The sequence below is a fragment of the Mycobacterium sp. ITM-2016-00317 genome, assembly GCF_002968295.1.
GTDB lineage: Bacteria > Actinomycetota > Actinomycetes > Mycobacteriales > Mycobacteriaceae > Mycobacterium.
In genome coordinates, this window is the sequence record NZ_CP134399.1 from 4,219,906 (window position 1) to 4,242,024 (window position 22,119).

A 22,119-nucleotide genomic window follows, 5' to 3' on the forward strand; every position below is an offset into this window, starting at 1 on the left:
ATGGCCCGGCGACCACGATCGGATTCGAATATGTCGACCTCGGCGCCCGCGCAGTTCCCCAGCGCGGGCCGAGCACGCCGTGTGACCTTCCGCACGGACCCCGGACATGCGCTCCCCCGGCTGGATGATGTGCGCCGGTCTGGAGCAAGGGTCGCGTCCACCTGAGGGCCGGTGGTGGTCGCCGCACGGGCATATCCGCCATCTACCGACAAGGCAACGAGTTCGCTGTTTTCGGCAGGTGAACGTTCGGAGCCTTTGTCGCACAGGCCGTTCCGTCGAGAGGCTGTACGAAGAGAAATTCGCCGCTGGATTTACCGGTCGCCAGTGTTCTATGGTCGGACCGCTACAGTTAGGTAAGGCAGTCCTTATTACCTCGAGAGAACGGGGCCTGAATGTCGGGCAGTACCGCGCGTCCCTACGTCCTGCCTCTGGTTCTGGCCACCGCCCTCGTCGTTGCCGCGTGTGGATCGTCCGGCTCCACGGCTTCCGGTACCGGTACCGCCACCGCCGACACGGTCACGGTCGCGGTGTCCAAGGACAGCGGGCCGCTGAATATCTTTGCGGGTCAAACCGATCAGATGACCGAACTGATCTACGACAAGCTGCTGGCGCCGTCGCCGTATGTGGCCGAACCGCAGCCATGGCTGGCCAGCGAGGTCCGCCAGGTCAGCGCCACTACCTGGGACGTCGACCTGCGCGATGACGTGACCTGGCATGACGGCGAGCCATTCACCGCTGACGACGTGGCTTTCAGTTTTCACTTCATGCACGCCGCGCCGACCGGACGCTTCACCCACCACGTCAACGACACCCCGTCGATCTCCACCGTCGAGGCCACCGGCGAGCACTCGGTGCGCTTCGTGTGCGACTACGCGTGCCCCGAACTCGGCACCGTCACTCTCGCCGACCTGCCGGTCCTGCCCGAGCATGTGTGGTCGAACGTCGACCCCGCCAAAGCCAAGGAGATGAACGAGCTTCCCGTCGGCACCGGCCCGTACAAGCTCGTCGACTACAGCCCCACCACCGGCTATCGCTTCGAGGCCAACCCCGAATACTTCGCGGGCACCCCGACCGTCGGGGAACTGGTCATGCCGGTGATCTCCGACACCTCGGCGGCATTCACGGCCCTGCGCTCGGGGCAGATCGACGCCGTCGACCGCGCTCTCACCCCGGAACTCGTCGACCAGTTCACCGCATCCAGCGACATCGGCGTGGTGACCGTGTCACCGCTGGCCTATCCGGAACTCAAACTGAACTACACCCGAGAGCCGTTCGCGCAGCACGACGTCCGCGCCGCGCTGAACCTGGCCGTCGACCGCGACCAGATGCTCGACGTCGTCGCGCTGGGGCAGGGACGGCCCGCCACGCAGGGTTACATCCATCCGGACGCTCCGTTCGCCGATCCGGACGCCTCCACGCCCTACGATCCGCAGCGGGCCGCGGCGCTCCTCGATCAGCTCGGCTGGGTCGACGCCGATGGTGACGGCATGCGGGAGAACCCGGCCGGACCGACCACCCCGTTCACGCTGATCGTCGACGGGGGCAACGCTCCGCACGTGCGTGCCGCGGAGCTGGTGGCCGAGGACTTCGCCGAAGCGGGCATCGCCGTCGAGATCAAACCGCTGGACGCCGGGTCGCTGGCCGATGCCTCGGCGAAGATGGCCTACGACCTGTACATCAGGACCAATTCGCCACACGCCGTAGGTGATTCGACCCAGTTCATCATGTCGCACCGGTCCGACAACCTGTGGCAGCACCCCGATCTCGCCTACCCGGAGTTCGACGTGCTCTACGACAAGTGGCGCGCGACCGAGACCAACGAGGCGCGCATCGCCGCGATGCAGGAGATGCAGAAGCTGTTCAACCGGCAGCCGACGGCGATCGCTCTGTACTACCCCGACGAACACTGGGGCTACCGCGCCGACAAGTTCACCGGCTGGATCGAGACACCCGGCTACGGCATCGTGCACAAGTGGTCGTTCCTGCCGGCGGAAGTGGTCAAGGAGGCCAACGCGGAAGCACCGCAGGACTGATGGCTGTTGCGCGGCGGGTCGGGCAGTACGCCCTGGTGCTGTGGGCGGCGGTGACGCTGAACTTCGCGCTGCCACACCTGGCGCCCGGGGACCCCGTCGTTTATCTGTACGGCGGTGCCGACCAGTCGCTGGACGAGGAGTCGCTGGCCCAGATCCGGGCGGGCTACGGACTGGACCGGCCGATCCTGGAGCAGTACCTCTCATTCTGGTCAGGCCTGCTGCACGGCGATCTCGGCCTGTCCGTGCAGCACAACCGTCCCGTCGCAGAAGTGCTGTGGGACAAGCTGCCGTGGACCGTCGCGCTGGTCGGCGTCTCGACGCTGCTGGCGTTCGTCATCGGTGCGCTGCTGGGGGCGTGGGCGGCATGGCGCCGCGGCACCGCCAAGGAAACCGGCGCCGTCGTCACCGTCCTCGCGCTGGACTCCATGCCGGGATTCTGGATCGGCATGATCCTCATCGCAGTGTTCTCGGTGAGCCTGGGCTGGTTCCCGTCCTACGGCGCGGCGGCCATCACAGCCACCGGCGGGGAGTGGCTCGTCGAAGTCGCGTCCCGCATGGTGCTGCCGATGGTGACGCTGACGGTGGCCGGCATCGGCGCCTTCTTCCTGATGACCCGCGCCGCGATGATCGGGGTGCTCGAGGAACCGTTCGTCCGACTGGCGCGCGCCAAGGGCCTCAGCGAGTTCCGCGTCGCGGTCCGCCATGCGCTGCACAATGCGCTGCTGCCGGTGTACACCACGCTGACGCTGACCGTCGGCGTGATGTTGTCCGGTGCCGTCGTCGTCGAGAGCGTGTTCGCGTATCCGGGGTTGGGCAAGCTCATCTACGACGCGGTCACCGCGCGCGATTATCCGCTGCTGCAGGGCGCGTTTCTGCTGGCGACGGTCGGGATCGTGGCGGCGAACCTGCTGGCCGACCTGACCTATCCACTGTTGGATCCGCGGGTGCGTCGCACCGAGCGCCCGGAAGCGGTGCGCCGGTGAAGGTTCTCGGTACGACCACCCGGTCCCAGCGCCTCGCGCTGACAGGTGCGGTGATTCTCGGCCTGCTGCTGATCATCGCCGCCGCCGCGCCGTGGCTGGCCCCCTACGACCCCGGCGAGCGCGTCACCCGGCCGTTCGCCGTCCCGTCGGCGGCGCACTGGCTCGGTGCCGATGACGCCGGCCACGACCTGCTGTCGCTGCTCATCCACAGCGCTCGCGTCTCCCTGTTCGTGGGTGTGGTCGCAGCCCTGGTGGCCACCGTCGTCGGCACGGTCGTCGGTGTGCTCGCCGGCTACCTGCGCGGCCCGGTGGACACGGTGCTGATGCGCGTGGTGGACGTCGTGCTGGCACTGCCGGTGTTGCCGTTGACCATCGTCATCGGCGTCTTCGCGGGCCCCGGCCTGCGCACCCAGATCATGGTCATCGCCGCGGTGCTGTGGGCGGGCCTGGCCCGCGAGCTGCGCGCCCAGGTGCTGAGCCTGCGGGAACGCGACTACATCCAGGCCGAGCGCGCGATGGGCGCTGGAGCGTTCTACGTGCTGCGGCGCCACATCGTTCCTGCGATCTTCCCGTTGGTGGTCCCACAATTCGTGCTCACCATCAAGACCGCGATCCTGTTGGAGGCGTCTCTGGCGTTCCTCGGTCTCGGCGACATCTCGGCCGCCAGCTGGGGCTCGATGCTGTCGATGGCGCATGAGCGCAACGCCTTCCTCACCGATGCGTGGTTGTGGTGGGTGCTGCCCCCGGGCCTGGCCATCGCCGTCACGGTGCTGGCGTTCGCGTTGCTGGGCAACGCGATTGAAGAGCGTTCGCGACCCGTTCTGCGTATCCGCCGCCGACGGGTCGGTCCCCCGGCCCGGCCTGTCGCCCCCGACGTCGAGGCTCCGCTGGTGGTTGACGGTCTCACCGTCGTGTACGGAGACCATCACGTCGGTGCGCGGAATGTCAGCTTCACCGTCGCCGCCGGCGAGGTTGTGGGACTGGTCGGCGAATCCGGCAGTGGCAAGTCCACCGTTGCCGCCGCGGCCATGGGGCTGCTGCCGGCCGCCGCCGAGATCACCGACGGCCGCGTCCTTGTCGCCGGGCAAAACGTCGCGACCATGGCCGGGCCTGAACTGCGGGCCCTGCGCGGCAACCGGATCGCGCTGATCCCGCAGGAGGCGCTCAGCGCGCTGAACCCGGTGCGCACCGTCGGTTCTCAGCTCGACGAAGCGATCCGGGCGCACCGCTCCTGTAGCCGCGGCACCGCCCGCACGCGGACCTTGGAGCTGCTTCGGCAGGTGGGACTGCGCGATGACCACGTCGATGCCTACCCGCACCAGCTGTCCGGCGGCATGCGCCAGCGCGTGGTCATCGCGATGGCACTGGCCAACGAACCCGATGTGCTGATCGCCGACGAACCCACCAGTGGCCTGGACGCGATGCGGGAGGCCGAGGTCCTCACCCTGCTCGACGACTTGCGTATCCGGCATTCGCTGGCGCTGCTGATCGTCACGCACAACCTGCCGGTGATAGAACGGATCGCTCGTCGCATCGCGGTGATGAAGGACGGCGCCGTCGTCGAGATCGGTGCCACCGCCCAGATCATCGCGGCACCGCAGCATCCGTACACGCGTCGACTCGTCGAGTCCGCTCCTCGGCTCACGGCAGTGTCGCCGGGAGCTGCCCGATGAGCACGCTTCTCGAAATCGACTCGCTGACCGTCTCTTTCGACGGCAAGCCGGCCGTGTCCGAGGTGACGCTGACGGTGGCCGCAGGAGAAACCGTGGCTCTGGTCGGTGGGTCCGGAGCCGGCAAGTCCACCGTCGCTCGTGCGGTCGCAGGCCTGGTCACCCCGGCCTCGGGCACCATCCGCTTCGACGGCGTGGACCTGACGGCAGCGCGCCGGCGTCGCAGCCGGGAAGCGCGCCGCGGCATGCACCTGGTGTTCCAGGACCCCTACGCCGCACTCCCTCCGAACCTGCGGGTGCGTGAGATCGTCGCCGAACCGATGGTCATCCACCGTCTCGGCGACCGGGCCTCGCGCCGCGCCGCCGTGGTCGCCGCGCTGGAGAGCGTGCACCTGACGAGCGACCACCTCGACCGCTTCGCCCACGAACTGTCCGGCGGGCAGCGCCAGCGGGTCGCGTTCGCTCGAGCCCTGGCCGCCCGGGGGCGGCTGCTGCTGGCCGACGAACCCGCCAGCGGGCTGGACGCATCGCTGCGTGTGGAGGTCGTGGACCTCATGACCGAGCTCGCCACCACCCAGGGTCTCGCGGTCGTCCACATCACCCACGATCTGGCGCTCGCTGCGCGCAGCTGTCAGACCATCGTCGTCATGCAGGACGGACGGGTCGTCGAGAAAGGCCGCACCGCGGACGTTCTCGGCGCGCCGGCACACGAATACACTGCCGCACTGGTCGCGGCAGCCACCAGTTCCAGTTGAGGAGGAATACATGTCCACAGTGCTCGAAGTCGACGACAGCGGAACTGTCCTAGGTTTCACCTTCGATGACGTGATGAAGTATCACGGCCCCGGTTTTCCCGGCGGGGTGGCGCACGCGGTCAAGGTGCTCGAGCGGGCACTGCCGGTCCTGAGCCCCGGCGCACCGGCGCAGCGCCGCGAGATCTCGATCGTCACGGCGCACCGCGGTCCCGGTGTGCGCGACACCTTCGAGGCCGTCACCCGCGCCGTGACCGAGAACCGCTTCACCGTGGACTCCGCCCTGGAACGTCCGGACCGTGGCGCGACCCTGGAGCGGTACGTCTTCGAACTGACCTACCGCGGCACGACGGTGCGACTGGAGATCCGCGACGGCTTCGTCACCGACGAATTCATCTCGCTCGCACGTAAACCCGATCGCAGCCAAGCCGACGAGGACCGCCTCACCGTCCTCAAGCAGGAGATGGCCGACCGCCTGCTCGCCGCGCCTGCCAACCAGGTGTACGACGTGGTCTAGCCGCTCAGGTGTTGTCCACCCACCGCAGCAGCGCGTACAGGAACCGGGTGGCCCCGGACATGAAGTTGCTGCCGTGGTGGTGCATCGGGTCCAGCGTCGTCACGATGATCCGCCCGGGCGTGCTCACGGTGTCCTCGTAGAGCATCATGCCGGCATCGTGCGGCGTGCCGTCGGCGCCGGGCTCTTCTGAAACCACCAGCGGCACAACGTCGGCCGTGGTGCGCAGCAGGCCGTGGTGATGCCAGATGACCGCCTTGGTGGTCAGGTACTCCCAGGATTCGTGCTCGTGGCTACGGGTGCGGATCATCGGATCTTCCCCGATGGTCCACCACCAGAAGTTCGTCGGGCGGCCTTCCCATTCGATGCCCGGCAGCCAGGTGTGCACCTGGTTCTCGCCGAGCACCACCAAGGTGTCGCCGCGCTCGGCGACACCATGGAACTGGGCGGCGTGGCGGGCGAGGAGTTCGGGGTGCATCCGGTCGCCCACGATGACGGTGCCGTAGCCGTCGAGCCCGCCGTCCTCGAGGTCGGCGATATAGACGAAGTCCGGCTGATAGGCCAGCACCGCAGGGTCTTTCATCGCGTACAGGTGTGCGTAGGAGCCGCTGTGCACGATGGCGAGCCGGCGTCCCCGCCGCGGTGCGCGGTCGGTGCGATTGAAGGGTTCGACTGTGGTCATCGCTGCATCAGCCAATCGATCAGTTGGGGTGTCATCCGGGCCGAGGTATTGGGATCGTCGGCGTAGTTTGTCAGGTCGTTGCCGCCGTGGACCAGCACCAGGCCCTCCCCCAGCGGGTAGACGTAATCCAGCGGCAGCGCATGCCGGCCGATGCGAGTGGTCACGACAGCGTCTGCAGGGATCTTGTCGGCGTAGCCACGCGCGTAGAAACCCGTAACGCCCTTGCGGACACTGAGATCAACGGGATCGACGCCCTCCCACACCGGATGCGGTTCGCCCATGCTGATCCACAGGTCCTTCGGACCGGTGTAGGTCAGTTTGCGCCAAACTCCCAGGCCGGCAAGGAAATCGGTGACTGCGTGTCCCATCACCGCGATACGGCCGCCGGCGGTGACGAATCCGTCGAGCAGCTCGCGGTTGCGTTCGAGAAAGATCTGGTCGGCGTCGGCGCCGACGATCAGCCCTCGGACGTCGGTCAGGTCCACCGCCGGCAGGCGGTAGATGTCGACCTTCCCGAGCCGCGGAGTCGAGCCGGGCGCGGGTTGATGGGTGCCCATAGTGATCTTCAGCACGGGGGCAACTGTGACCGGTGGTGATGACGTTGTCTGATTCACGGTTAGGCAAGCCTACGCTGTGGCGATTTCAGATCCCGGTGCGGATGCAACGGCCACCGCTCTGGCGGGCTGACGCTGCCCACCACGTCCCGCTGTGCGAGCTACGACCACTCCGCGAGCACGCGCATCTTGCCCGCCTTCACGGCCGCTTCCTTGCGGAGCCTCTTGAGCTCCGGGGCGAAGGCGTTGCGTTCGTTGTCCTGGAAGTTCAGCGGCAGATCCAGCGCGTTGATCAGCTTGCGCTCCAGGTGCCACGGCTCAGGGTGCAGCACCCAGGACACCGTGGCGTTCTCGGCCATCCACTGCGTCAGCACGGCTTCGCCGCCGGCGAACGTCTGCCGCTTGCCCGAACCGATCCGGCGCAACGCGAAACCGAGCTCACCACCGAGCAGGACTCCGAGCGATTTGCGCAGCGTGGAACCGTCCGCGCTGGCGTTGCCCGCCCCGAAGTGGTAGCGGATGCGTTTGCGGAGATCCTGCGGTACCCGCGGTTTGCCGTCGGGCCGGGGCGGCCCGGAGGTGATGCCGACGTAGAGCAGGGTCCAGCCGTCGCGCTGTTCGCAGCCGGAGACGTCGATGTCGCCCGGGATGGTGCGGAACCACCAGCCGTGGACGCCGGGCTGCTCGGGAACCGGGCTGGGTTCGGCGAACACCTCGTCACGCGTGTACCGCTGAGCAGCAAGAAAATTCGCTACCGCGTCAGCGGCGCGCTTCGCGGACATCGACTCAGCCATCACCTCAGACTATCCATCGGTCGGCGTAACCGAACCATCGCCACCTGCGGGCAGCGCCGCCCCGCCCCGCCGGGTCGTCCCGTCAAATCCCTGTGCACAGCGCCACGAACGGGATCGGCGCGCAGATGCCGATCGAGAAGCCCGGTGTCGGATCGCCGTTCCACGGTGGCGGCGGTGGAGGCGGGGGTGGTGGTGGAGGCGGGGGTGGCGGAAGCGGCGCGGCGATGCAGGTGTTCGACGGCGCGTCATAGACCGTCCCCACTCCACACTCGGCCGCCTGGGCGACGCCCGGTGAGATCGCCACCAGCGGAGCGAGCGGAGTCAACGCCGCCGCGGCGACCGTTACCGCACCACGCAATCTGTGCCGCATCGTAGGGCCCTCCTCGACATTCCCCGACCCTCTGCGTAAACACATAGTAGGTCTGCGAGACCGCGGATCGACGCGGTTTCGTGGGCGGTGACGACCTCTTCGATCGTTGCTCCGTCGGCGACCCGGGTGGTCACGCCTCTACTGCGGGTGCCGGGCCAGATAGTCCTCGACACGGATCGGCTCGGCCGCCGCGTAGCCCACCGGCAGCACCACGTCCCCGGCACTGGAGTTGTAATAGACGTCCCACCGGTAGAACCCGGCGAAGGCTGCGGGGTCCGCGGCGATCAGCGTCGCGTACTGGCTGACCGCCCGCACGTACTTGTTCGAGTTGTTGTAGCGGTAGAGCGCGGCGTCGCGGTCGCGCGCGAAGCCGTGGGCGGCCAGGAACCGGCCGGCAGCCATGATGCTGTCGCGCTCCGCGGTGATGTCGCCGCCCGCGCCGTAGGACGCGAACGTCGACGGCAGGAACTGCATCGGACCCTGCGCGCCGGCGGTGCTGACCCCGGCGATCCGTCCGAACGCGGTCTCGACCAGGTGGATGGCGGCCAGGTAGTTCCACGCGACCCCGGAGGCGGCCTCGGACTCGTGGTAGTACCCGACCAGTTCCGGTGCCGGCGCCGGCGGCTCGATCCGCCACGCCGGCAGGGTGGGCTTTCCCCGGCCGGTACTCATCGAGGTCAGCTGCCTACGGGCGTCGATGTTGCGGTCGTAGACCTCCAGCAGCGGTCCGGGAACCCGGGGTCGCACCAGTGCGTCCCATTCCGGATGACGCCCGAGCACCCGGTAGGCCACCTGCTGGCGGCGCGCCGCGGCGAGCAGGACGGCCTCCGACGACGACGGATCCCGCAACGCGCGTTCGTCGGCGACCAGGCCGTCAACCAGCGCGACCGGGTCTGCGGCCAGCCGAGGCTGTGCGCTCGGCGGCGTGGAGGGCGGTGGCGGGGGCGGCTGGGGCGGCACAGGCTGCGGGGCCACCTGCGCCGTCTCGGGGCCGTGTCCGGCATCACGGGTCGGCGAGACCGCGAACACCGCGCCGCCGACAAGCGCGACAGCAGCCAAAACCGCCAGGATCACCGCCGGTCGGGTCTCCACGAGGCGTTCACCCCAGCCCATCACGTCTCCCTCGAATCGTCGGGTCGTCGCAGCACCAGTCTGACCGATGCCCGGGCCGTACAGTGGCCGCAGTCCCCCGGGAGGAGCTGACATGTCGAAGGCGGCCGAACGTGCCCGTCGCGTACCGAGGCTGGTCTGGACGGTCCTGCTCTGCACCGTCCTGTGCCTGACCGCGTCACCCGCCGCCGCGCACGCCGCGCCGGACGTCAGCATGTCCCCAGCCAGTGCACAGACTCTGGCGTCGATGCTGGCCGCGGACAACACCGACCCCGCCGAGATCTCCGCCCGCTTCCTCGGAACCCCATACGGCGCGAACACTCTCATCGGCTCGGCGACCGAGCCCGAGCAGCTCGTCGTCGACCTGGAACGCGTCGACTGCTTCACCTACGCCGATTACGTCGAGGCGCTCAAGCGCGCGCACGACCGTGACGAGTTCCTCGCCGGCCTCGCCGAGGTCCGGTACAAGGACGGCGTGGTTTCCTTCGAGAACCGCAGGCACTTCTTCACCGACTGGGCGGCGGCCGCACCGGCGATCGCGACCGATGTCACCGCGTCCCTGACCGACGACGCCGTGCGCACCCCCAAGAACCTCAACAGCAAGGATTCCGGCGGGGTGTACCTGGCGGGTCTGCCGGTCGTCTCGCGCACCGTCACCTTCATCCCCAGCGAGGCCGTCTCCGCGGAGGTCGTCGACGGCTTGCGCACCGGCGACTACCTCGGCGCCTACGCCGAGGACGGCGGACTGGACGTCACCCACGTCGGCCTCTTCGTCGACACACCGGATGGGCCGATCTTCCGCAACGCGTCGTCGCTGAGCAGGGACGACGCCGTCGTGGACACCCCGCTGTCCGATTACCTGCAGACCATCCCCGGGATCGTGGTGCTGCGCCCGCTCCGGTGAGTGGGACGCCCGCCTGTTTGGCGACCAACCAAGTGGTTAGTCTGGCGGGTGGTCCACCGATGAACCAGGAGTCCGCACATGCAGCTGGCGCTCACACCCGAGGAAGCAGCCTTCCGCGACGAGCTACGCACGTTCTACCGCACGAAGATCCCCGCGGAGATCCGCGAGCGCACGCGTACCGCCACCGAGGCCAACCGCGACGACGTCGTCACCGCGAACAAGATCCTCAACGACCACGGGCTGATGGTGCCCAACTGGCCGCTGGAGTGGGGCGGCAAGGACTGGACGCCGGTTCAGCACCAGATCTGGCTCGACGAGATGCAGCTGGCGAGCGTGCCGGAACCCCTGACGTTCAACGCCAAGATGGTCGGCCCGGTGATCGCCGAGTTCGGTAGCCAGGAGCTCAAGGAACGCTTCCTGCCACCCACGGCCGCCGTCGACATCTGGTGGTGCCAGGGCTTCTCCGAGCCGGAGGCGGGCTCGGACCTCGCGTCGCTGCGGACCACCGCGCTGCGCGACGGCGACAGCTACGTCGTCAACGGCCAGAAGACGTGGACGACGCTGGGCCAGTACGCCGACTGGATCTTCTGCCTGGTGCGCACCGATCCCAACGCCCCGAAGAAGCAGGCCGGCATCTCGTTCCTGCTCATCGACATGAACACCCCCGGCATCACGTTGCGGCCGATCAAGCTGATCGACGGCAGCTACGAGGTCAACGAGGTCTTCTTCGAAGACGTCCGGGTGCCCGCCGACCAGCTCGTCGGCGAGGAGAACCAGGGTTGGTCGTACGCGAAGTTCCTGCTGGGCAACGAGCGCACCGGGATCACGCAGATCGGCCGCACGAAACTCCGTCTCTCGGAGGTCAAGGAACGCGCGAAGGCGAACGGCCTGCTCGACGACCCACTGTTCGCGGCGCGGCTGGCCGAGACCGAGAACGACGTCCTGGCGCTGGAACTGACCCAGATGCGAGTCGCGTCCAGCTCCAAGAGCGGCAAACCCAACCCGGCCTCGTCGGTGCTCAAGTTGCGCGCCAGCGAGCTGCAGCAGGCTGCCACCGAGCTGCTGGTGGAGGTCGCCGGCGCCGACGCGTTGCCGTTCGGCAGCGACGGCATCGCCTCGGCCGAGTGGGCGCAGGACGCCGCGCCGCGCTACCTGAACTACCGCAAGACCTCGATCTACGGCGGCAGCAATGAGGTCCAGCGCACCATCATCGCGTCGACCATTCTCGGATTGTGAGCTAAGACATGGATTTTCAGTTCAGTGAAGAGCAGGTCCTGCTCCGCGACACCACCCGCGAGATGCTCTCGCGCACCTATGACCCGGAGAGTCGCCTCAAGACGCTCGACACCGAACTCGGCTGGAGCCGGGACGTGTGGAAGCAGCTCGCCGAGATCGGCGTCCTCGGCCTCGGTTTCGACGAGGACGCCGGCGGGCAGCTCGAGGTGCTCGTCGTACTGACCGAGATCGGCCGCCGACTGGCGCCGGAACCGGTGCTACACGCCGCGCTCGGCCCGGGTGCGCTGATCGCCGATGCCGGAACCGAGCAGCAGCGCGCCCTTCTCGACGAGGTGGCGGCCGGCGAGCGGCTGCTGGCCTTCGCCCACCTGGAGCCCGGCATGCGCCTGCCGACGGCGAAGGTGACCACGACCGCTGTCTCCGACGGTGGCTCGTGGACGCTGCGCGGCACCAAGAATCCGGTGCTCGCCGGTGACGCCGCCGACACCCTGGTGGTCAGCGCAGCCCTGCCCGACGGCGGCACCGGGTTGTTCCTGGTCGACGGCGCCGCGGTTCAGCGCACGCCGTACCGCACCTTCGACGGCCAGCGCGGCGCGCAGATCGACTTCGACGGGGTCGCCGCCGAACCGTTAGGTGAGGCCGTGGACGCCTCTGAGGCGATCTCCCGTGCGCTGGTGCGGATCTCGGCGGGTCTGTGCGCCGAGGCGCTCGGCGCGATGGAGGAAGCGCTGCGCTTGACGAGCGAATACCTCACGCAACGCAAGCAATTCGGCGTCACGCTGAGCAAGTTTCAGACGCTCACCCAGCGTGCCGCCGACATGTACGTGTCGCTGGAGCTCGCCCGCAGCATGACGTTCTACGCCAACATGTCCGTCGCCGACGGCGACCTCGACCCGGCGAAGGCGGCACGGGCCAAGCTGCAGATCGGCCGGTCGGGCCGCCATATCGCCCAGGAGTCGATCCAGCTGCACGGCGGCATCGGGGTGACGGCCGAATACCCGGTCAGCCACTACGCAGCGCGGCTCACCGCGATCGATCACACGCTGGGGTCCTCCCAGGACCAGTTGCACGTGCTGATCGGGCAGCTCGGTGACTACGAGGTCGTCGCCCTCTAGTACCAGATCCGGACCCGGTCTTCGGGGGCGACCCACAGCGGGCTGGACTCGTCGACACCGAACGCCTCGTAGAACGCGTCGAGATTGCGCAGAATCCCGTTGACCCGGAACTCCGGTGGCGAGTGCGGGTCCGTCGCCAGGCGCTTGAGAATCTCGGCGTCGCGGGACTTGATCTGCCACGACTGCACGTACCCGAGCAGCACACGCTGGGTACCGGTATAGCCGTCGATGACCACATCGGGGGTGCCGTCGAGTGACTTCGCGTATGCCTTGAGCGCGATCGCCAGGCCACCGAGGTCGGCGATGTTCTCACCGAGGGTCAGCGTGCCGTTCACATGCGGACCGTCGGGCAGCTGACGGGGCACGTAGCCGTCGAACTGCTCGACCAGCACACGGGTTTTCGCCGCGAATGCGGCCTGGTCGGCCTCGGTCCACCAGTTGACGAGGTTGCCGTCGCCGTCGAACTGCGAGCCGGTGTCGTCGAACGCGTGACCGATCTCGTGGCCGATCGTGGCACCGATGCCGCCGTAGCTTGCGGCCAGATCCGCATCCGGGTCGAAGAACGGAGCCATCAGATGTGCTGCCGGAAACACGATCTCGTTCATCGTGGGTGAGTAGTAGGCGTTCACGGTCTGAGGAGTCATGCCCCACTCACTGCGGTCGATCGGCTTGCCGAGGTCGTTGAGAGCGCTTTGGAGGTCGGCTGCGAGCCCCCTCACGACATTGCCGTACAGGTCGCCGCGGTCGATGACCACTGCGGAGTAATCCACCCAGGTATCCGGGTAGCCGACCTTGACGGTCAGCTTGTCGAGTTTCTCCAGAGCCTTCGCCCGCGTTTGCGGCGTCATCCATTCGAGTTCGTTGATGCTGTCCCGGTAGGCCTCGATCAGATTGTCGACCATCTCTTCGATCTGCCGCTTCGCCTCTTGCGGAAAGTACTTCTCGACGTAGAGCTTGCCGACGGCGTAGCCGAGGATGGTGTCGAGCGCCTCCAGTGCCCGCTGGGCACGCTCGCTGTTCTTCTCCACGCCGTTGAGTCGCTGCCGGAAGAACGCGAAGTCCTCCTCCACCAGATCCTCGGTCAGCAGGGGCGCCCGAACGTGGATGGTCTGCCAGCGCAGGTAGTCCTGCCAGTCCTGGAGCGACTCGGTCGCCCAGGCCTGCGCGAAAGCCGTCAGATAGTCGGGTTGGTCGATCATCATCACTGCGGTGTGCTCCAACGGAACTCCACGCGACTGCAGCCAACTTCCCCAGTCGAAGCCGGGTGCCTCCGCGACCAGATCCGACAAACTCCGCAGGTTGTAGGTCAACTCGGGGTCGCGGCTCCTGACGAGGTCCCAGTGCGCCGACGCGAGCTTGGACTCGAGGGAGACCACCCGCTGTGCGGTCTGAAGGTGGTCGTCGACCGTCCCGCCGTAGACCAACGCGAACATCGTCGCGATATGCCGCGGATAGGCAGCCAGAATGTCGGCGTGCCGGGGGTCGGTGTAGTACGACATCTCCGGCAACCCGAGGCCTGCCTGAGAGAGTTCCAGAAGACGGCGCGACGAGTCTTTCAGATCCAACTCCACAGCCAGGCCGACGCCGGTGTTGACGCCGACCAGCGAACCCAGCACCGCGGTGAGCGCCGCGGAGTCGGCGGCGCCGTCGATCCTGGCCAGCTCGGCAAGCAGCGGTGCCAGACCTACCTCGGCGATGGTCGCGGTATCGGTGTAGCTGGCGAAGAAGTCGACGATGCGCTGCGCGTCGGTGCCCGGTTGAGTTCCGGTGCGCCCGAGCTCCGCAATCAGGTCGCGAATCTGCCGTGACACCGTGTCGCTCAGTTCAAAGATCAGCCCGTCGCGGCCACGGTCGGCGGGAATCTCGTGTTCTTTCAGCCACTTTCCGAGCAGCCAGCCGAAAGGGTCGTCCTGGACCCGCACGCTGTTGTCGATGTTGCTCAGGTCGATTCCCGACCTGACCGCCGGCGCCAGAGCAATGGTGACCCGGGCGTAGTCGGCGTGCCCGAAGTCCGGCTTGGTCAGGAGGCTGACCAACCCCGGCAGATGCCAACCGCTCGACGCGTCACTGACCTTGTAGAAGAAGGTGTCGGTGCCACCCCGGCGGGCGAACGCGTCGTCGGGGTCATAGGTGAACGTGCCTGTCGCCTGGTCGAACGTGACCGTGCCGTGCTTGGGCCCGCGATTGCCGAGCAGACTGAAAGCCAAGGCGTCGCCGTCACGGTCGCGCGCCAGCAGTGCCACTGGATCGCTCATATTCTCTGGCTCGGCAAGTGTGATCGTGACGAGCTGGTTGCGGGCATCGGGGGCACGGTTGAAGAAGGTCCGCTGCATGCCGGCGAAGAAGCCGGTCAACCACGAGAGCAGATTCGGAGCCGGCGCGACCGGGGCGGCGGGAACGACCGTCGGCACCGCGAGCGACTTCACCACGGTCACCGGTGGGTCCTGCGGATCCTGCGCCTCTGCGGGTGTGCGCGCGGTGGTCAACTCCACCGTCGTGAGATGTTCTGCTACGGAGCCGGTTTCAACGCTTTCGCGCGTCTCCGTGGGAACTTCGACGTGCACTGGGTCGTCGAGAGCCCGTGCCGCCGGGTCAACCTCGGTCTGCGCGTCGTCGCGATCTGGCCGCGGCTCGACGGCACCGTCGCTCGCATCGGTCGGGGGATCGTCTTCGATCGAGTCCTCGACGTCGTCGACATCCTTGACGCCGTCGTCGGATTCCTCGCCGTCGTCGCCGTCGTCGCCGGATTCCTCGCCGTCGTCGGATTCCTCGGCCGGTTCGACGTCATCGTGTCGGTCAACGGCAACTTCGTCGGCGGGGTCGCCGGCGTCCGGTGCGCGCGTCGTCGCGGCCGACCCGGCATCGCCTTGCTGCGACGATTCCGACGACGAGTCGGAAGAACCCGTGCCCGTTTCGGCACCGGCGACAGCCGCGCCCTGCGTGGCGGCGACAGCCATTCCGACACCGAGGGCCACCGCCAGCGCACCTACCCTGCCGATGTAACGGCCATAACCGTCACGTGCGACAACGTCCATCGATCCCCCGATCCGCCTGAACCCAGCACCGGCGCGGAAGCAAACTTCGTCCCACCCGAAGCAATCTGCGCAAACCTAACTCACTGATCCTGACGGACGCGTTAGTTTGCCGAAGTTTCGCATATTGGCCGAGGAAAGTCCTAGCGTGCCAATCTGCCGCTTGCTGCCTTCTGAGTCTCTACAGCTCTGGCAACCTCAGGTGCCACCTGACCGCACCCGTGCCCCTCGATGGGTCGAGCCGGGATCCACAAAAGACGATACAAAGGAATGAGGACCTGAACGAGCGCCGATTTCCCGGTATTGAGGAGTGCACGATGCAGGTGAAGAAATTCGTCGCCGCCGCGGTGATCGCGGGCGGACTCGGGGCAGGGCTTTCTGTGGGTGTCGGCCAGGCCGGTGCCGATCCGCACTGGTGGCATCCCGGACCCCCACCCCCACCCGGCCACGTCGGCCATATCGTCCACGTCCCGCCCGGCCATCTGGGCCAGTGGGTCGGCGTGCCGCCGGGGCACTGGGACAAACCGTGGAAATGGCTCAAATAGCGTCAATAGTCGTCATGCAGCCGCATCCAGCCATATGGGGGCTGCTGCGGCCATCCCGCCGGTGAGTCCTCCCAGTCCTCCTGGCGCCCGTACGGGGTGAGGTCGAGCAGGTCGAAAACCACCATGAACGGCTCCTCACCGCGGTCGAAGGTCTGCCAGGTGTGGAACACCCGATCGCCGTCGCGCAGGAAGACGCTGATGGAGTGGCGTTCTTCCCCGTCGACGGTGGTGCGCAAGTCCTCGTTGAAGGTGGTCCGGCCCGAGGACACCCACGGCAGGTCCCAGCCCATCCGGTCCTTGAACGCGACCAGCTTTCCGACCGGAGCCCGCGACACCAACACCAGCGAGGTGTCCTTGGCATGCAGGTGGGAAAGAGGCCCGATGTGATCAGCCATCATGGAGCATCCGGAACACCCTGCGTCCCAATCTGATCCGAACATGAAGTGCTGCACGATCAGCTGCCGGCGGCTGTCGAACAGATCCAGCAGAGTCACCGGCCCCGCCTCGGTGTCGAAGACGTACGGCGTCTCGACCAGCACCATCGGCAGCCGGCGGCGCGCGGCGCTGACGGCGTCCTTGAGGCGGGTGAGTTCTTTCTCACGCAGGAGCAGGTCGGCACGCGCGTGCTCCCATTCCTCTCGCGACACAATCGGCGGCAACGCGGCGGCTTCCATGCCCCGAGCTTGCCACCGCGACTCAGGCGAGGTCGGCGATTACCTCGGCTGCCTGCCGGACCTGGTCGATGTCCGAGCTCGTCGGGATCAGGTGCACCTCGTCGGTGCCGATGCCGGCGAATCCGGCCAGCACGTCACGCAGTTCGTCGGCGGTGCCGGCGAACCCGGTGGTGGGCGCCATCGCATCGACGAAGTCGGCGGGGATCCAGTTCATGTACCGAAGCAGGTGACGGTGCACCTGTGCGCGCGGCGCGTCGCCGTCGCCGATGGCGAACCAGAACGACGTCGCCAGATGCGGTTTCGTCTTGTCGGCCTCCCGCCACGCCTGTCTCGCCACGTCGAACAGCTCGTTCTGCTTGCCGAGGTCCAGATCCAGCGTCGTGCCGGCCAGGCCGTCGGCCCAGGCCGAGGCGTTGCGGACCGTCTTGGGCCCCAGCGTCCCGACGTGCAGGACGGGGCCACCCGGCTGCACCGGCGGCGGGCCGACCGGCAGTGTCGACTCGGTGACCTTCTCCCCCGCCCACACCCGCTTCATGACTGCGACCCGCTCGGCCATCTGGCGCATCGTCTGGGTGGCGGGGTCGGCGCCCACAGCCCGGTAGTCCTCGTGGCGGCCGCCCACGCCGACACCGACCGTCAGCCGTCCGCCGCACAGCATGTCTCCGGTGGCGAGCTGTTTGGCCAGCATCACCGGGTCGTGCAGTTGCGGGATGACCACCGTGGTGACCAACCGGACCCGCTCCGTCCAGGCGGCCAGGGCTCCCAGCAGGGTCAGGCTCTCCGGGTTGTCGAAGGCGATCCGCTCGCCCCAGCACAGCGACGAGAACGGTCCGTCGTCGACGAGCTGGGCCCATGACCTCAACGTCGCACGGTTGAGATCGGGCTCCATCACCGGCATCGTCATCCCGATTTGCACGACGGTGATTCTGGCACGCGGTCAGGCGAACACCCGCCCGGACGGCAGCGCGCCGCCGCGCGAGCTCAGCGCGCCGGCGGGTCCTTGTAGGCGCGGATCGGGTCGGCGCCCGGTGGAGCGAACAACGCACCCCGCAGGCCACCTCGGAACGTGCGGATCGCCACGAGGAACCACGTGGACAGCAGCCCCACGAACGCAATCGCGGCCGCGTACTTGAACGCAGGCAAACCGGTGTGCAGCGCGAGTTGGGTCGTGCCGGTGACGAAGGTGCCGACCGGGAACGTCAGGCTCCACCAGGTCAGCGCGAACGGCATCCCCCGACGCAACGTCCGCACCGTCAACGCTGTGGCCAGCCCGATCCACAGCACCGCGAAGCCCCACACCGGCACGCCGTAGAGCACCGCGAAGATGCGCATTCCGTCGGCCAGGCGCGCGTCGACGGCCAGCGCCGCGTCCGTGCCCAGAAGCCCTGCGACAGTGATGGATTGGCCCAGTGGCCCGAGCACGATCCACAGCGTGGGCACGCGAGCGGTGCCGGAGGTACCGAAGTGGGCGAGCCGGCTCCAGACCATGGTGATGATGATCAGTGAGGCGATCAGCGACAGTCCGAACATCGCGTAGCAGCCGTAGAGCATGGTGGCGCGTCCGGGGCCTTCGGCCATGTGCGGAACGAGAAGGCACCCGGTTGCCGCCGACACCATCGGCGGCACGACCGGCATGAGCCAGCCGCCGAACGCCGCGTCGGGTTCCACGCGGTACTGAGTGAACATCAGATACGGGATGGTCGTCGCGGTGAACAGGCCACCGAGTGTGCCCGCCGTCCAGAGCACCCACGCCAGGCCGACAGCCGCGTCGACGCCGATCAGATCCGTGCCGACCAGCAGCGCCCCGGACGCCACCGTCAGCAGCGCCATCGGCGCCGCCCCGTAGAAGTGCGCCATCTGCGGATTGCGGGCGTGGCTACGGGCCACCACGGGGTTGCGGATCCAATGCGCGAGCATGGCCAGGATCAGCACCACCATCCACAGCGCCGAGAGCACCCACACCGCCAACGCGAACCCCCGCAGCCCCGGCACGTGCACCGGAAGCGTGGCACCCGCGGTCGCGACGATGCCGGTTCCCATCACCGACGCGAACCAGTTCGGTCCGAGATAGCCGAGGATGGACGGCCGCTGCGTGTTCACCGGGACAGTATGGTCACCGCGAGCGTGCGCGAAGTTCCGGACCCGATCGGCGTTTCGCCCGCAGACACGCACTCTCGGCGGTGGGTGGGGGTTATCCCCCGCCAGACTGACCGGAAAACGCTGTGTCGCCGCGGCGCCGCGATCCATAGGTTGAAGACATGACCGCAGTCACCGACACCGATCCTGTCACCGACAGGGTCCCGCTGGACCACGACCGGCCCGCCCTCGGGACGACACCGCCGCGCGCACGCAGCGTCGTCGCGAGCGCGTCGCTGCTCACCGGCGGCACGCTCGCGGTGGTGTGGTTCTGGATTCCGTTGGCAGTCCTGGTCCTCGGTGTCAGCGCGATCCCCAGTGTCATCGGTTTCCTGCTGGCCGCCATCGTGTTCGCGTACCTGATGCGCGGCATCGACCACGTCGAACGGGTCCGCAGCGAAGCCGTGTTCGGCATGGGCATCCCGGTTCCGCCGCGCCGGCTGTCTCCCTACTCCGGCGCGCAGCGCTGGGCCCACCAGTTGTGGCTCGACATCAGCAGCGCCCGCCTCTGGAAGGCAATGGCCCACCACTACCTGCGCATGCTCTACGACGCCCTGGTCACCGCCGTTGCGCTGGGGCTGGTGGTGTTCGCGTTCCTGGCACCGGCGGTCGCGATCGGCGTCGGCCACAGCGACCCCGAGGCCGGGCTGTCGTTCCTGCCCACCCCGGTGGCTTGGCTGCTGGCCGTCGTCGCGCTGGCCGCCGCGGCCGCGTTGGTGACCTTCGCGCCGACACTGGACGCGAGGATCGACCGCTGGCTGCTGCCGCCGTCGTCGACCGCCGAACTGCAACACAAGGTCAGCGCGCTGGCCGATGCCCGGCAGGGTGCGGTGACGTCGGCGCAGACAGAGCGCCACCGCATCGAGCGGGATCTGCACGACAGCGTCCAGCCGCGCCTGGTGTCACTGGCGATGACGATCGGGTTGGCGCAGACCAAACTCGACTCCGATCTGCCCGCGGCGAAGGCCCTGATCGCCGAGGCCCACTCGGACGCCAAGGCCGCGCTGGTGGAACTACGCAACGTGGTCCGCGGGATCGCCCCGACCATCCTGTCCGACCGCGGCCTGGATGCCGCGCTGTCGGCAGTGGTGCAACGGGCCAACAACTCCGGCGTGTCCACCACGATGAGCGTGCACCTGCCGCGCCGGTTGCCCGAGGAGGTCGAGGCGTGCGCCTACTTCGTCGTCGCCGAAGCGCTGACGAACGTGATCCGGCATGCCGGGGCCGCCCACGCGGCGGTCACCGTGCGGCTCGACGAGACGGCGGAGCTGTTGCACGTCAGCGTGTTCGACGACGGGAGCGGTGGAGCGCGGATCACCGACGACGACAACACCACCGGGCTGCGCGGCCTCGACGAGCGGGTGCGCGCAGCACAGGGCACGTTCTCGGTGACCACCCAGCCCACCGGACCCACGATCATCTCCGCGGTGCTGCCATGCGGATCGTGATCGCGGAGGATTCCGCGTTGCTGCGAGCGGGCATCGAGCGGATCCTCACCGACGCAGGCCACGAGGTCGTGGCAGGCGTGCCCGACGCGACGAACCTGCTGCACCTGGTCAACGAGAAGCACCCCGACCTGGCGATCCTGGACGTCCGGATGCCGCCCACGTTCACCGACGAGGGCATCCGCGCGGCCGCCCTGCTGCGCAGTCAGAACCCTGAATCACCGGTGCTGGTGCTGTCGCACTATGTCGAGGAGCGCTACGCCGCGGAACTGATCGCCTCGGACACCCGCGGGTTCGGGTATCTGCTCAAAGACCGGGTCGCCGACGTGCCGGCGTTCCTCGACGCCGTCGAAGTCGTCGGCTCCGGCGGAACGGTGCTCGACCCCGAGGTGGTGTCCCAGATCCTGGTCCGGTCGCGCCGCCGCAATGCGCTCGACGCGCTGAGCCCACGTGAGCGTGAGGTGCTGCAATTGATGGCCGAGGGCAAGACCAACGCGGCGATCGCGTCCGCCCTTCACATGTCGGTCGGCTCGGCCGAGAAGCACATCGCGTCGATCTTCACCAAGCTCGCTCTCGCGCCCGACGAGAACCGCCGCGTTCTCGCCGTCTTGCGCTACCTCGAATCCTGAAGCCCCGGAAGGACTCTCGTGACCACCACACTCGCCACGCCGCCGTCTCCCGCCTCACCCCCGCCGCAACTGTCACCGGGCGGACGCACCACGATCCGCACGCTGTTGATCCTGGCGGCGGCCGTGCTGCTGGTCGCCGTCGTCGCGCTGTCGGCCACGGCCGCGTGGGGCGTCAGTTCGTTCCGGGTGGTCAAGGATTCGCAGCCGCTGCCCGCGACGCTGACCTCGGTGGAGATCGACACCGGTTCGGTGCCGGTGGCCATCCGCCTGACCTCCGACCGCGAGTCCCGCGAGCCCAGGGTCGACATGCGCATGGTCAACTCTGTCCGCGCCGCGGCCGATCCGTTGTCGGTCGACGCCGACGGCACCACCGCGCGGGTGACGATCGATGCGGAGCGCTCGGAGTTCCTGCAGTGGGGCCGGGCCGGGGAGATCACGCTCGTGCTGCCCCCTGAACTGGCACGCCGGTTGACAGTGACCACCCGGCAGGAGAGTGGCGTGGTGTTCGCCCAGACCGACCTCGACCAGTTCACCGCCCACACCGTGGACGGCACCGTGGTGCTCAACGGCGCGGCCCGCCGCATCGACGTCACCAACCAGCACGGCGACATCACCACCCGCGATCCGATCTCGGTGACCCAGTCATTCCGCGCGAGCACCACCACCGGCGACATCAGCGTCGAATTCGCCGAGACCCCCGGCACGGTGGACGCCGACACCCAGCGCGGCGACGTCGTGGTCACGTTGCCACCGCCGGGCCCGTATTTCGTCGACGCGTCCACCGGGACCGACAGCGGGGCGACGGTGGTGCGGGTCCCCCAGTCCAGGGACCGCGACGCCGCGGCAGCAGTGGTCACCGCGCGGACCGACAGCGGCGACGTCGTCGTCACCGACGGGCGTTAGCTCGGGCCGCCCTGCGCGACAATGCGTTCGGCGAACCA

At 68.1% G+C, this 22,119-nt stretch carries 22 protein-coding genes and 1 pseudogene; 13 read left to right on the forward strand and 10 right to left on the reverse strand.

The window, feature by feature from the left end; all coding sequences use genetic code 11:
• Positions 1-392 precede the first annotated feature (392 nt).
• The 5 genes from C6A87_RS20095 to C6A87_RS20115 are packed head-to-tail and all read left to right on the forward strand — an operon-like array spanning position 393 to position 5,955.
• Entirely contained in the window at positions 393-2,033 is a 1,641-nt protein-coding gene (locus tag C6A87_RS20095) for an ABC transporter substrate-binding protein (RefSeq protein ID WP_311113870.1), read from the forward strand.
• Positions 2,033-3,016 (forward strand): ABC transporter permease, encoded by a 984-nt coding sequence (locus C6A87_RS20100; protein ID WP_311113871.1) that lies wholly within the window; start codon positions 2,033-2,035, stop codon positions 3,014-3,016. Before C6A87_RS20095 ends, C6A87_RS20100 begins: the two co-directional genes overlap by 1 nt.
• The gene (locus C6A87_RS20105; RefSeq protein WP_311113872.1) at positions 3,013-4,689 is read left to right on the forward strand and encodes a dipeptide/oligopeptide/nickel ABC transporter permease/ATP-binding protein; all 1,677 of its coding nucleotides are present in this window, start codon (positions 3,013-3,015) and stop codon (positions 4,687-4,689) included. The genes C6A87_RS20100 and C6A87_RS20105 overlap by 4 nt, the downstream gene beginning before the upstream one ends.
• Positions 4,686-5,441 carry an ABC transporter ATP-binding protein gene (locus C6A87_RS20110; protein ID WP_311113873.1) on the forward strand — a complete coding sequence of 252 codons (756 nt, stop codon included), beginning with the start codon at positions 4,686-4,688 and terminating at the stop codon, positions 5,439-5,441. Before C6A87_RS20105 ends, C6A87_RS20110 begins: the two co-directional genes overlap by 4 nt.
• A gap of 10 nt (positions 5,442-5,451) precedes the next feature.
• Positions 5,452-5,955, forward strand: a complete 504-nt coding sequence (locus tag C6A87_RS20115) for a hypothetical protein (RefSeq protein ID WP_311113874.1) — start codon at positions 5,452-5,454, stop codon at positions 5,953-5,955.
• 4 nt (positions 5,956-5,959) lie between these two features.
• Here the strand turns inward: C6A87_RS20115 and C6A87_RS20120 are convergent, their stop codons facing one another.
• The 5 genes from C6A87_RS20120 to C6A87_RS20140 all read right to left on the reverse strand — a co-directional run bounded on the left by C6A87_RS20120 (position 5,960) and on the right by C6A87_RS20140 (position 9,465).
• Positions 5,960-6,634, reverse strand: a complete 675-nt coding sequence (locus tag C6A87_RS20120) for a hypothetical protein (RefSeq protein ID WP_311113875.1) — start codon at positions 6,632-6,634, stop codon at positions 5,960-5,962.
• Positions 6,631-7,206: a hypothetical protein gene (locus C6A87_RS20125; RefSeq protein WP_311113876.1), complete on the reverse strand. Its 576-nt coding sequence runs from the start codon at positions 7,204-7,206 to the stop codon at positions 6,631-6,633. Before C6A87_RS20125 ends, C6A87_RS20120 begins: the two co-directional genes overlap by 4 nt.
• Positions 7,207-7,349: 143 nt before the next feature.
• Positions 7,350-7,982: a GIY-YIG nuclease family protein gene (locus tag C6A87_RS20130; protein WP_311113877.1), complete on the reverse strand. Its 633-nt coding sequence runs from the start codon at positions 7,980-7,982 to the stop codon at positions 7,350-7,352.
• An 82-nt stretch (positions 7,983-8,064) separates the two neighbouring features.
• Entirely contained in the window at positions 8,065-8,352 is a 288-nt protein-coding gene (locus C6A87_RS20135; RefSeq protein ID WP_311113878.1) for a hypothetical protein, read from the reverse strand.
• Positions 8,353-8,490: 138 nt separating this feature from the next.
• Positions 8,491-9,465 (reverse strand): lytic transglycosylase domain-containing protein, encoded by a 975-nt coding sequence (locus tag C6A87_RS20140; protein ID WP_311113879.1) that lies wholly within the window; start codon positions 9,463-9,465, stop codon positions 8,491-8,493.
• Positions 9,466-9,556: 91 nt separating this feature from the next.
• Between C6A87_RS20140 and C6A87_RS20145 the strand changes: the two genes are divergently transcribed.
• The 3 genes from C6A87_RS20145 (at position 9,557) to C6A87_RS20155 (ending at position 12,717) form a co-directional block, all read left to right on the forward strand.
• Positions 9,557-10,366 carry a DUF1460 domain-containing protein gene (locus C6A87_RS20145; protein WP_311113880.1) on the forward strand — a complete coding sequence of 270 codons (810 nt, stop codon included), beginning with the start codon at positions 9,557-9,559 and terminating at the stop codon, positions 10,364-10,366.
• Between the two features lie 78 nt (positions 10,367-10,444).
• Positions 10,445-11,602: an acyl-CoA dehydrogenase family protein gene (locus C6A87_RS20150; RefSeq protein WP_311113881.1), complete on the forward strand. Its 1,158-nt coding sequence runs from the start codon at positions 10,445-10,447 to the stop codon at positions 11,600-11,602.
• Between the two features lie 8 nt (positions 11,603-11,610).
• Positions 11,611-12,717: an acyl-CoA dehydrogenase gene (locus tag C6A87_RS20155; RefSeq protein ID WP_311113882.1), complete on the forward strand. Its 1,107-nt coding sequence runs from the start codon at positions 11,611-11,613 to the stop codon at positions 12,715-12,717.
• On the opposite strand, the gene C6A87_RS20160 is transcribed toward C6A87_RS20155, so the two are convergent.
• Positions 12,714-14,690, reverse strand: coding sequence for a M13-type metalloendopeptidase (locus C6A87_RS20160; protein ID WP_311118012.1), 1,977 nt, complete (start codon positions 14,688-14,690; stop codon positions 12,714-12,716). The two genes, C6A87_RS20155 and C6A87_RS20160, sit on opposite strands and share 4 nt — an antisense overlap.
• Before the next feature lie 138 nt (positions 14,691-14,828).
• Positions 14,829-15,050, reverse strand: a pseudogene (locus C6A87_RS20165) (Ig-like domain-containing protein); the annotation flags it as partial.
• 168 nt (positions 15,051-15,218) lie between these two features.
• Between C6A87_RS20165 and C6A87_RS20170 the strand changes: the two are divergent.
• Together C6A87_RS20170 and C6A87_RS20175 are read left to right on the forward strand one after the other, a co-directional pair.
• Positions 15,219-15,839, forward strand: a complete 621-nt coding sequence (locus C6A87_RS20170; RefSeq protein WP_311113883.1) for a hypothetical protein — start codon at positions 15,219-15,221, stop codon at positions 15,837-15,839.
• A 227-nt stretch (positions 15,840-16,066) separates the two neighbouring features.
• The gene (locus tag C6A87_RS20175; protein ID WP_311113884.1) at positions 16,067-16,294 is read left to right on the forward strand and encodes a hypothetical protein; all 228 of its coding nucleotides are present in this window, start codon (positions 16,067-16,069) and stop codon (positions 16,292-16,294) included.
• A 2-nt stretch (positions 16,295-16,296) separates the two neighbouring features.
• On the opposite strand, the gene C6A87_RS20180 is transcribed toward C6A87_RS20175, so the two are convergent.
• From C6A87_RS20180 to C6A87_RS20190, 3 genes are all read right to left on the reverse strand, one after another.
• Complete coding sequence (locus C6A87_RS20180) at positions 16,297-16,968, reverse strand: DUF899 domain-containing protein (RefSeq protein WP_311113885.1); 672 nt, start codon at positions 16,966-16,968, stop codon at positions 16,297-16,299.
• A gap of 22 nt (positions 16,969-16,990) precedes the next feature.
• Positions 16,991-17,872, reverse strand: a complete 882-nt coding sequence (locus tag C6A87_RS20185) for an LLM class flavin-dependent oxidoreductase (protein ID WP_311118013.1) — start codon at positions 17,870-17,872, stop codon at positions 16,991-16,993.
• A 77-nt stretch (positions 17,873-17,949) separates the two neighbouring features.
• Positions 17,950-19,008: a TDT family transporter gene (locus C6A87_RS20190; protein ID WP_311118014.1), complete on the reverse strand. Its 1,059-nt coding sequence runs from the start codon at positions 19,006-19,008 to the stop codon at positions 17,950-17,952.
• Between the two features lie 218 nt (positions 19,009-19,226).
• Between C6A87_RS20190 and C6A87_RS20195 the strand changes: the two genes are divergently transcribed.
• From C6A87_RS20195 to C6A87_RS20205, 3 genes are read left to right on the forward strand one after another with little or no spacing between them, the layout of a single operon-like run.
• Complete coding sequence (locus C6A87_RS20195; protein WP_311113886.1) at positions 19,227-20,552, forward strand: histidine kinase; 1,326 nt, start codon at positions 19,227-19,229, stop codon at positions 20,550-20,552.
• Positions 20,540-21,178: a response regulator transcription factor gene (locus C6A87_RS20200; protein WP_311113887.1), complete on the forward strand. Its 639-nt coding sequence runs from the start codon at positions 20,540-20,542 to the stop codon at positions 21,176-21,178. The genes C6A87_RS20195 and C6A87_RS20200 overlap by 13 nt, the downstream gene beginning before the upstream one ends.
• A gap of 18 nt (positions 21,179-21,196) precedes the next feature.
• Complete coding sequence (locus C6A87_RS20205) at positions 21,197-22,081, forward strand: DUF4097 family beta strand repeat-containing protein (protein ID WP_311113888.1); 885 nt, start codon at positions 21,197-21,199, stop codon at positions 22,079-22,081.
• Positions 22,082-22,119 lie beyond the last annotated feature (38 nt).

Excerpts from the sequence above, each read along its gene's own strand:
- C6A87_RS20120 (WP_311113875.1), bottom strand. The coding sequence starts at position 6,634 with ATGACCACAGTCGAACCCTTCAATCGCACCGACCGCGCACCGCGGCGG.
- C6A87_RS20110 (WP_311113873.1), top strand. The coding sequence starts at position 4,686 with ATGAGCACGCTTCTCGAAATCGACTCGCTGACCGTCTCTTTCGACGGC.
- C6A87_RS20100 (WP_311113871.1), top strand. The coding sequence starts at position 2,033 with ATGGCTGTTGCGCGGCGGGTCGGGCAGTACGCCCTGGTGCTGTGGGCG.
- C6A87_RS20130 (WP_311113877.1), bottom strand. The coding sequence starts at position 7,982 with ATGGCTGAGTCGATGTCCGCGAAGCGCGCCGCTGACGCGGTAGCGAAT.
- C6A87_RS20135 (WP_311113878.1), bottom strand. The coding sequence starts at position 8,352 with ATGCGGCACAGATTGCGTGGTGCGGTAACGGTCGCCGCGGCGGCGTTG.
- C6A87_RS20145 (WP_311113880.1), top strand. The coding sequence starts at position 9,557 with ATGTCGAAGGCGGCCGAACGTGCCCGTCGCGTACCGAGGCTGGTCTGG.
- C6A87_RS20200 (WP_311113887.1), top strand. The coding sequence starts at position 20,540 with ATGCGGATCGTGATCGCGGAGGATTCCGCGTTGCTGCGAGCGGGCATC.
- C6A87_RS20140 (WP_311113879.1), bottom strand. The coding sequence starts at position 9,465 with ATGGGCTGGGGTGAACGCCTCGTGGAGACCCGACCGGCGGTGATCCTG.
- C6A87_RS20190 (WP_311118014.1), bottom strand. The coding sequence starts at position 19,008 with ATGGGAACCGGCATCGTCGCGACCGCGGGTGCCACGCTTCCGGTGCAC.
- C6A87_RS20175 (WP_311113884.1), top strand. The coding sequence starts at position 16,067 with ATGCAGGTGAAGAAATTCGTCGCCGCCGCGGTGATCGCGGGCGGACTC.
- C6A87_RS20185 (WP_311118013.1), bottom strand. The coding sequence starts at position 17,872 with ATGACGATGCCGGTGATGGAGCCCGATCTCAACCGTGCGACGTTGAGG.
- C6A87_RS20195 (WP_311113886.1), top strand. The coding sequence starts at position 19,227 with ATGACCGCAGTCACCGACACCGATCCTGTCACCGACAGGGTCCCGCTG.
- C6A87_RS20115 (WP_311113874.1), top strand. The coding sequence starts at position 5,452 with ATGTCCACAGTGCTCGAAGTCGACGACAGCGGAACTGTCCTAGGTTTC.
- C6A87_RS20150 (WP_311113881.1), top strand. The coding sequence starts at position 10,445 with ATGCAGCTGGCGCTCACACCCGAGGAAGCAGCCTTCCGCGACGAGCTA.
- C6A87_RS20180 (WP_311113885.1), bottom strand. The coding sequence starts at position 16,968 with ATGGAAGCCGCCGCGTTGCCGCCGATTGTGTCGCGAGAGGAATGGGAG.
- C6A87_RS20095 (WP_311113870.1), top strand. The coding sequence starts at position 393 with ATGTCGGGCAGTACCGCGCGTCCCTACGTCCTGCCTCTGGTTCTGGCC.
- C6A87_RS20170 (WP_311113883.1), top strand. The coding sequence starts at position 15,219 with ATGTTCTGCTACGGAGCCGGTTTCAACGCTTTCGCGCGTCTCCGTGGG.
- C6A87_RS20155 (WP_311113882.1), top strand. The coding sequence starts at position 11,611 with ATGGATTTTCAGTTCAGTGAAGAGCAGGTCCTGCTCCGCGACACCACC.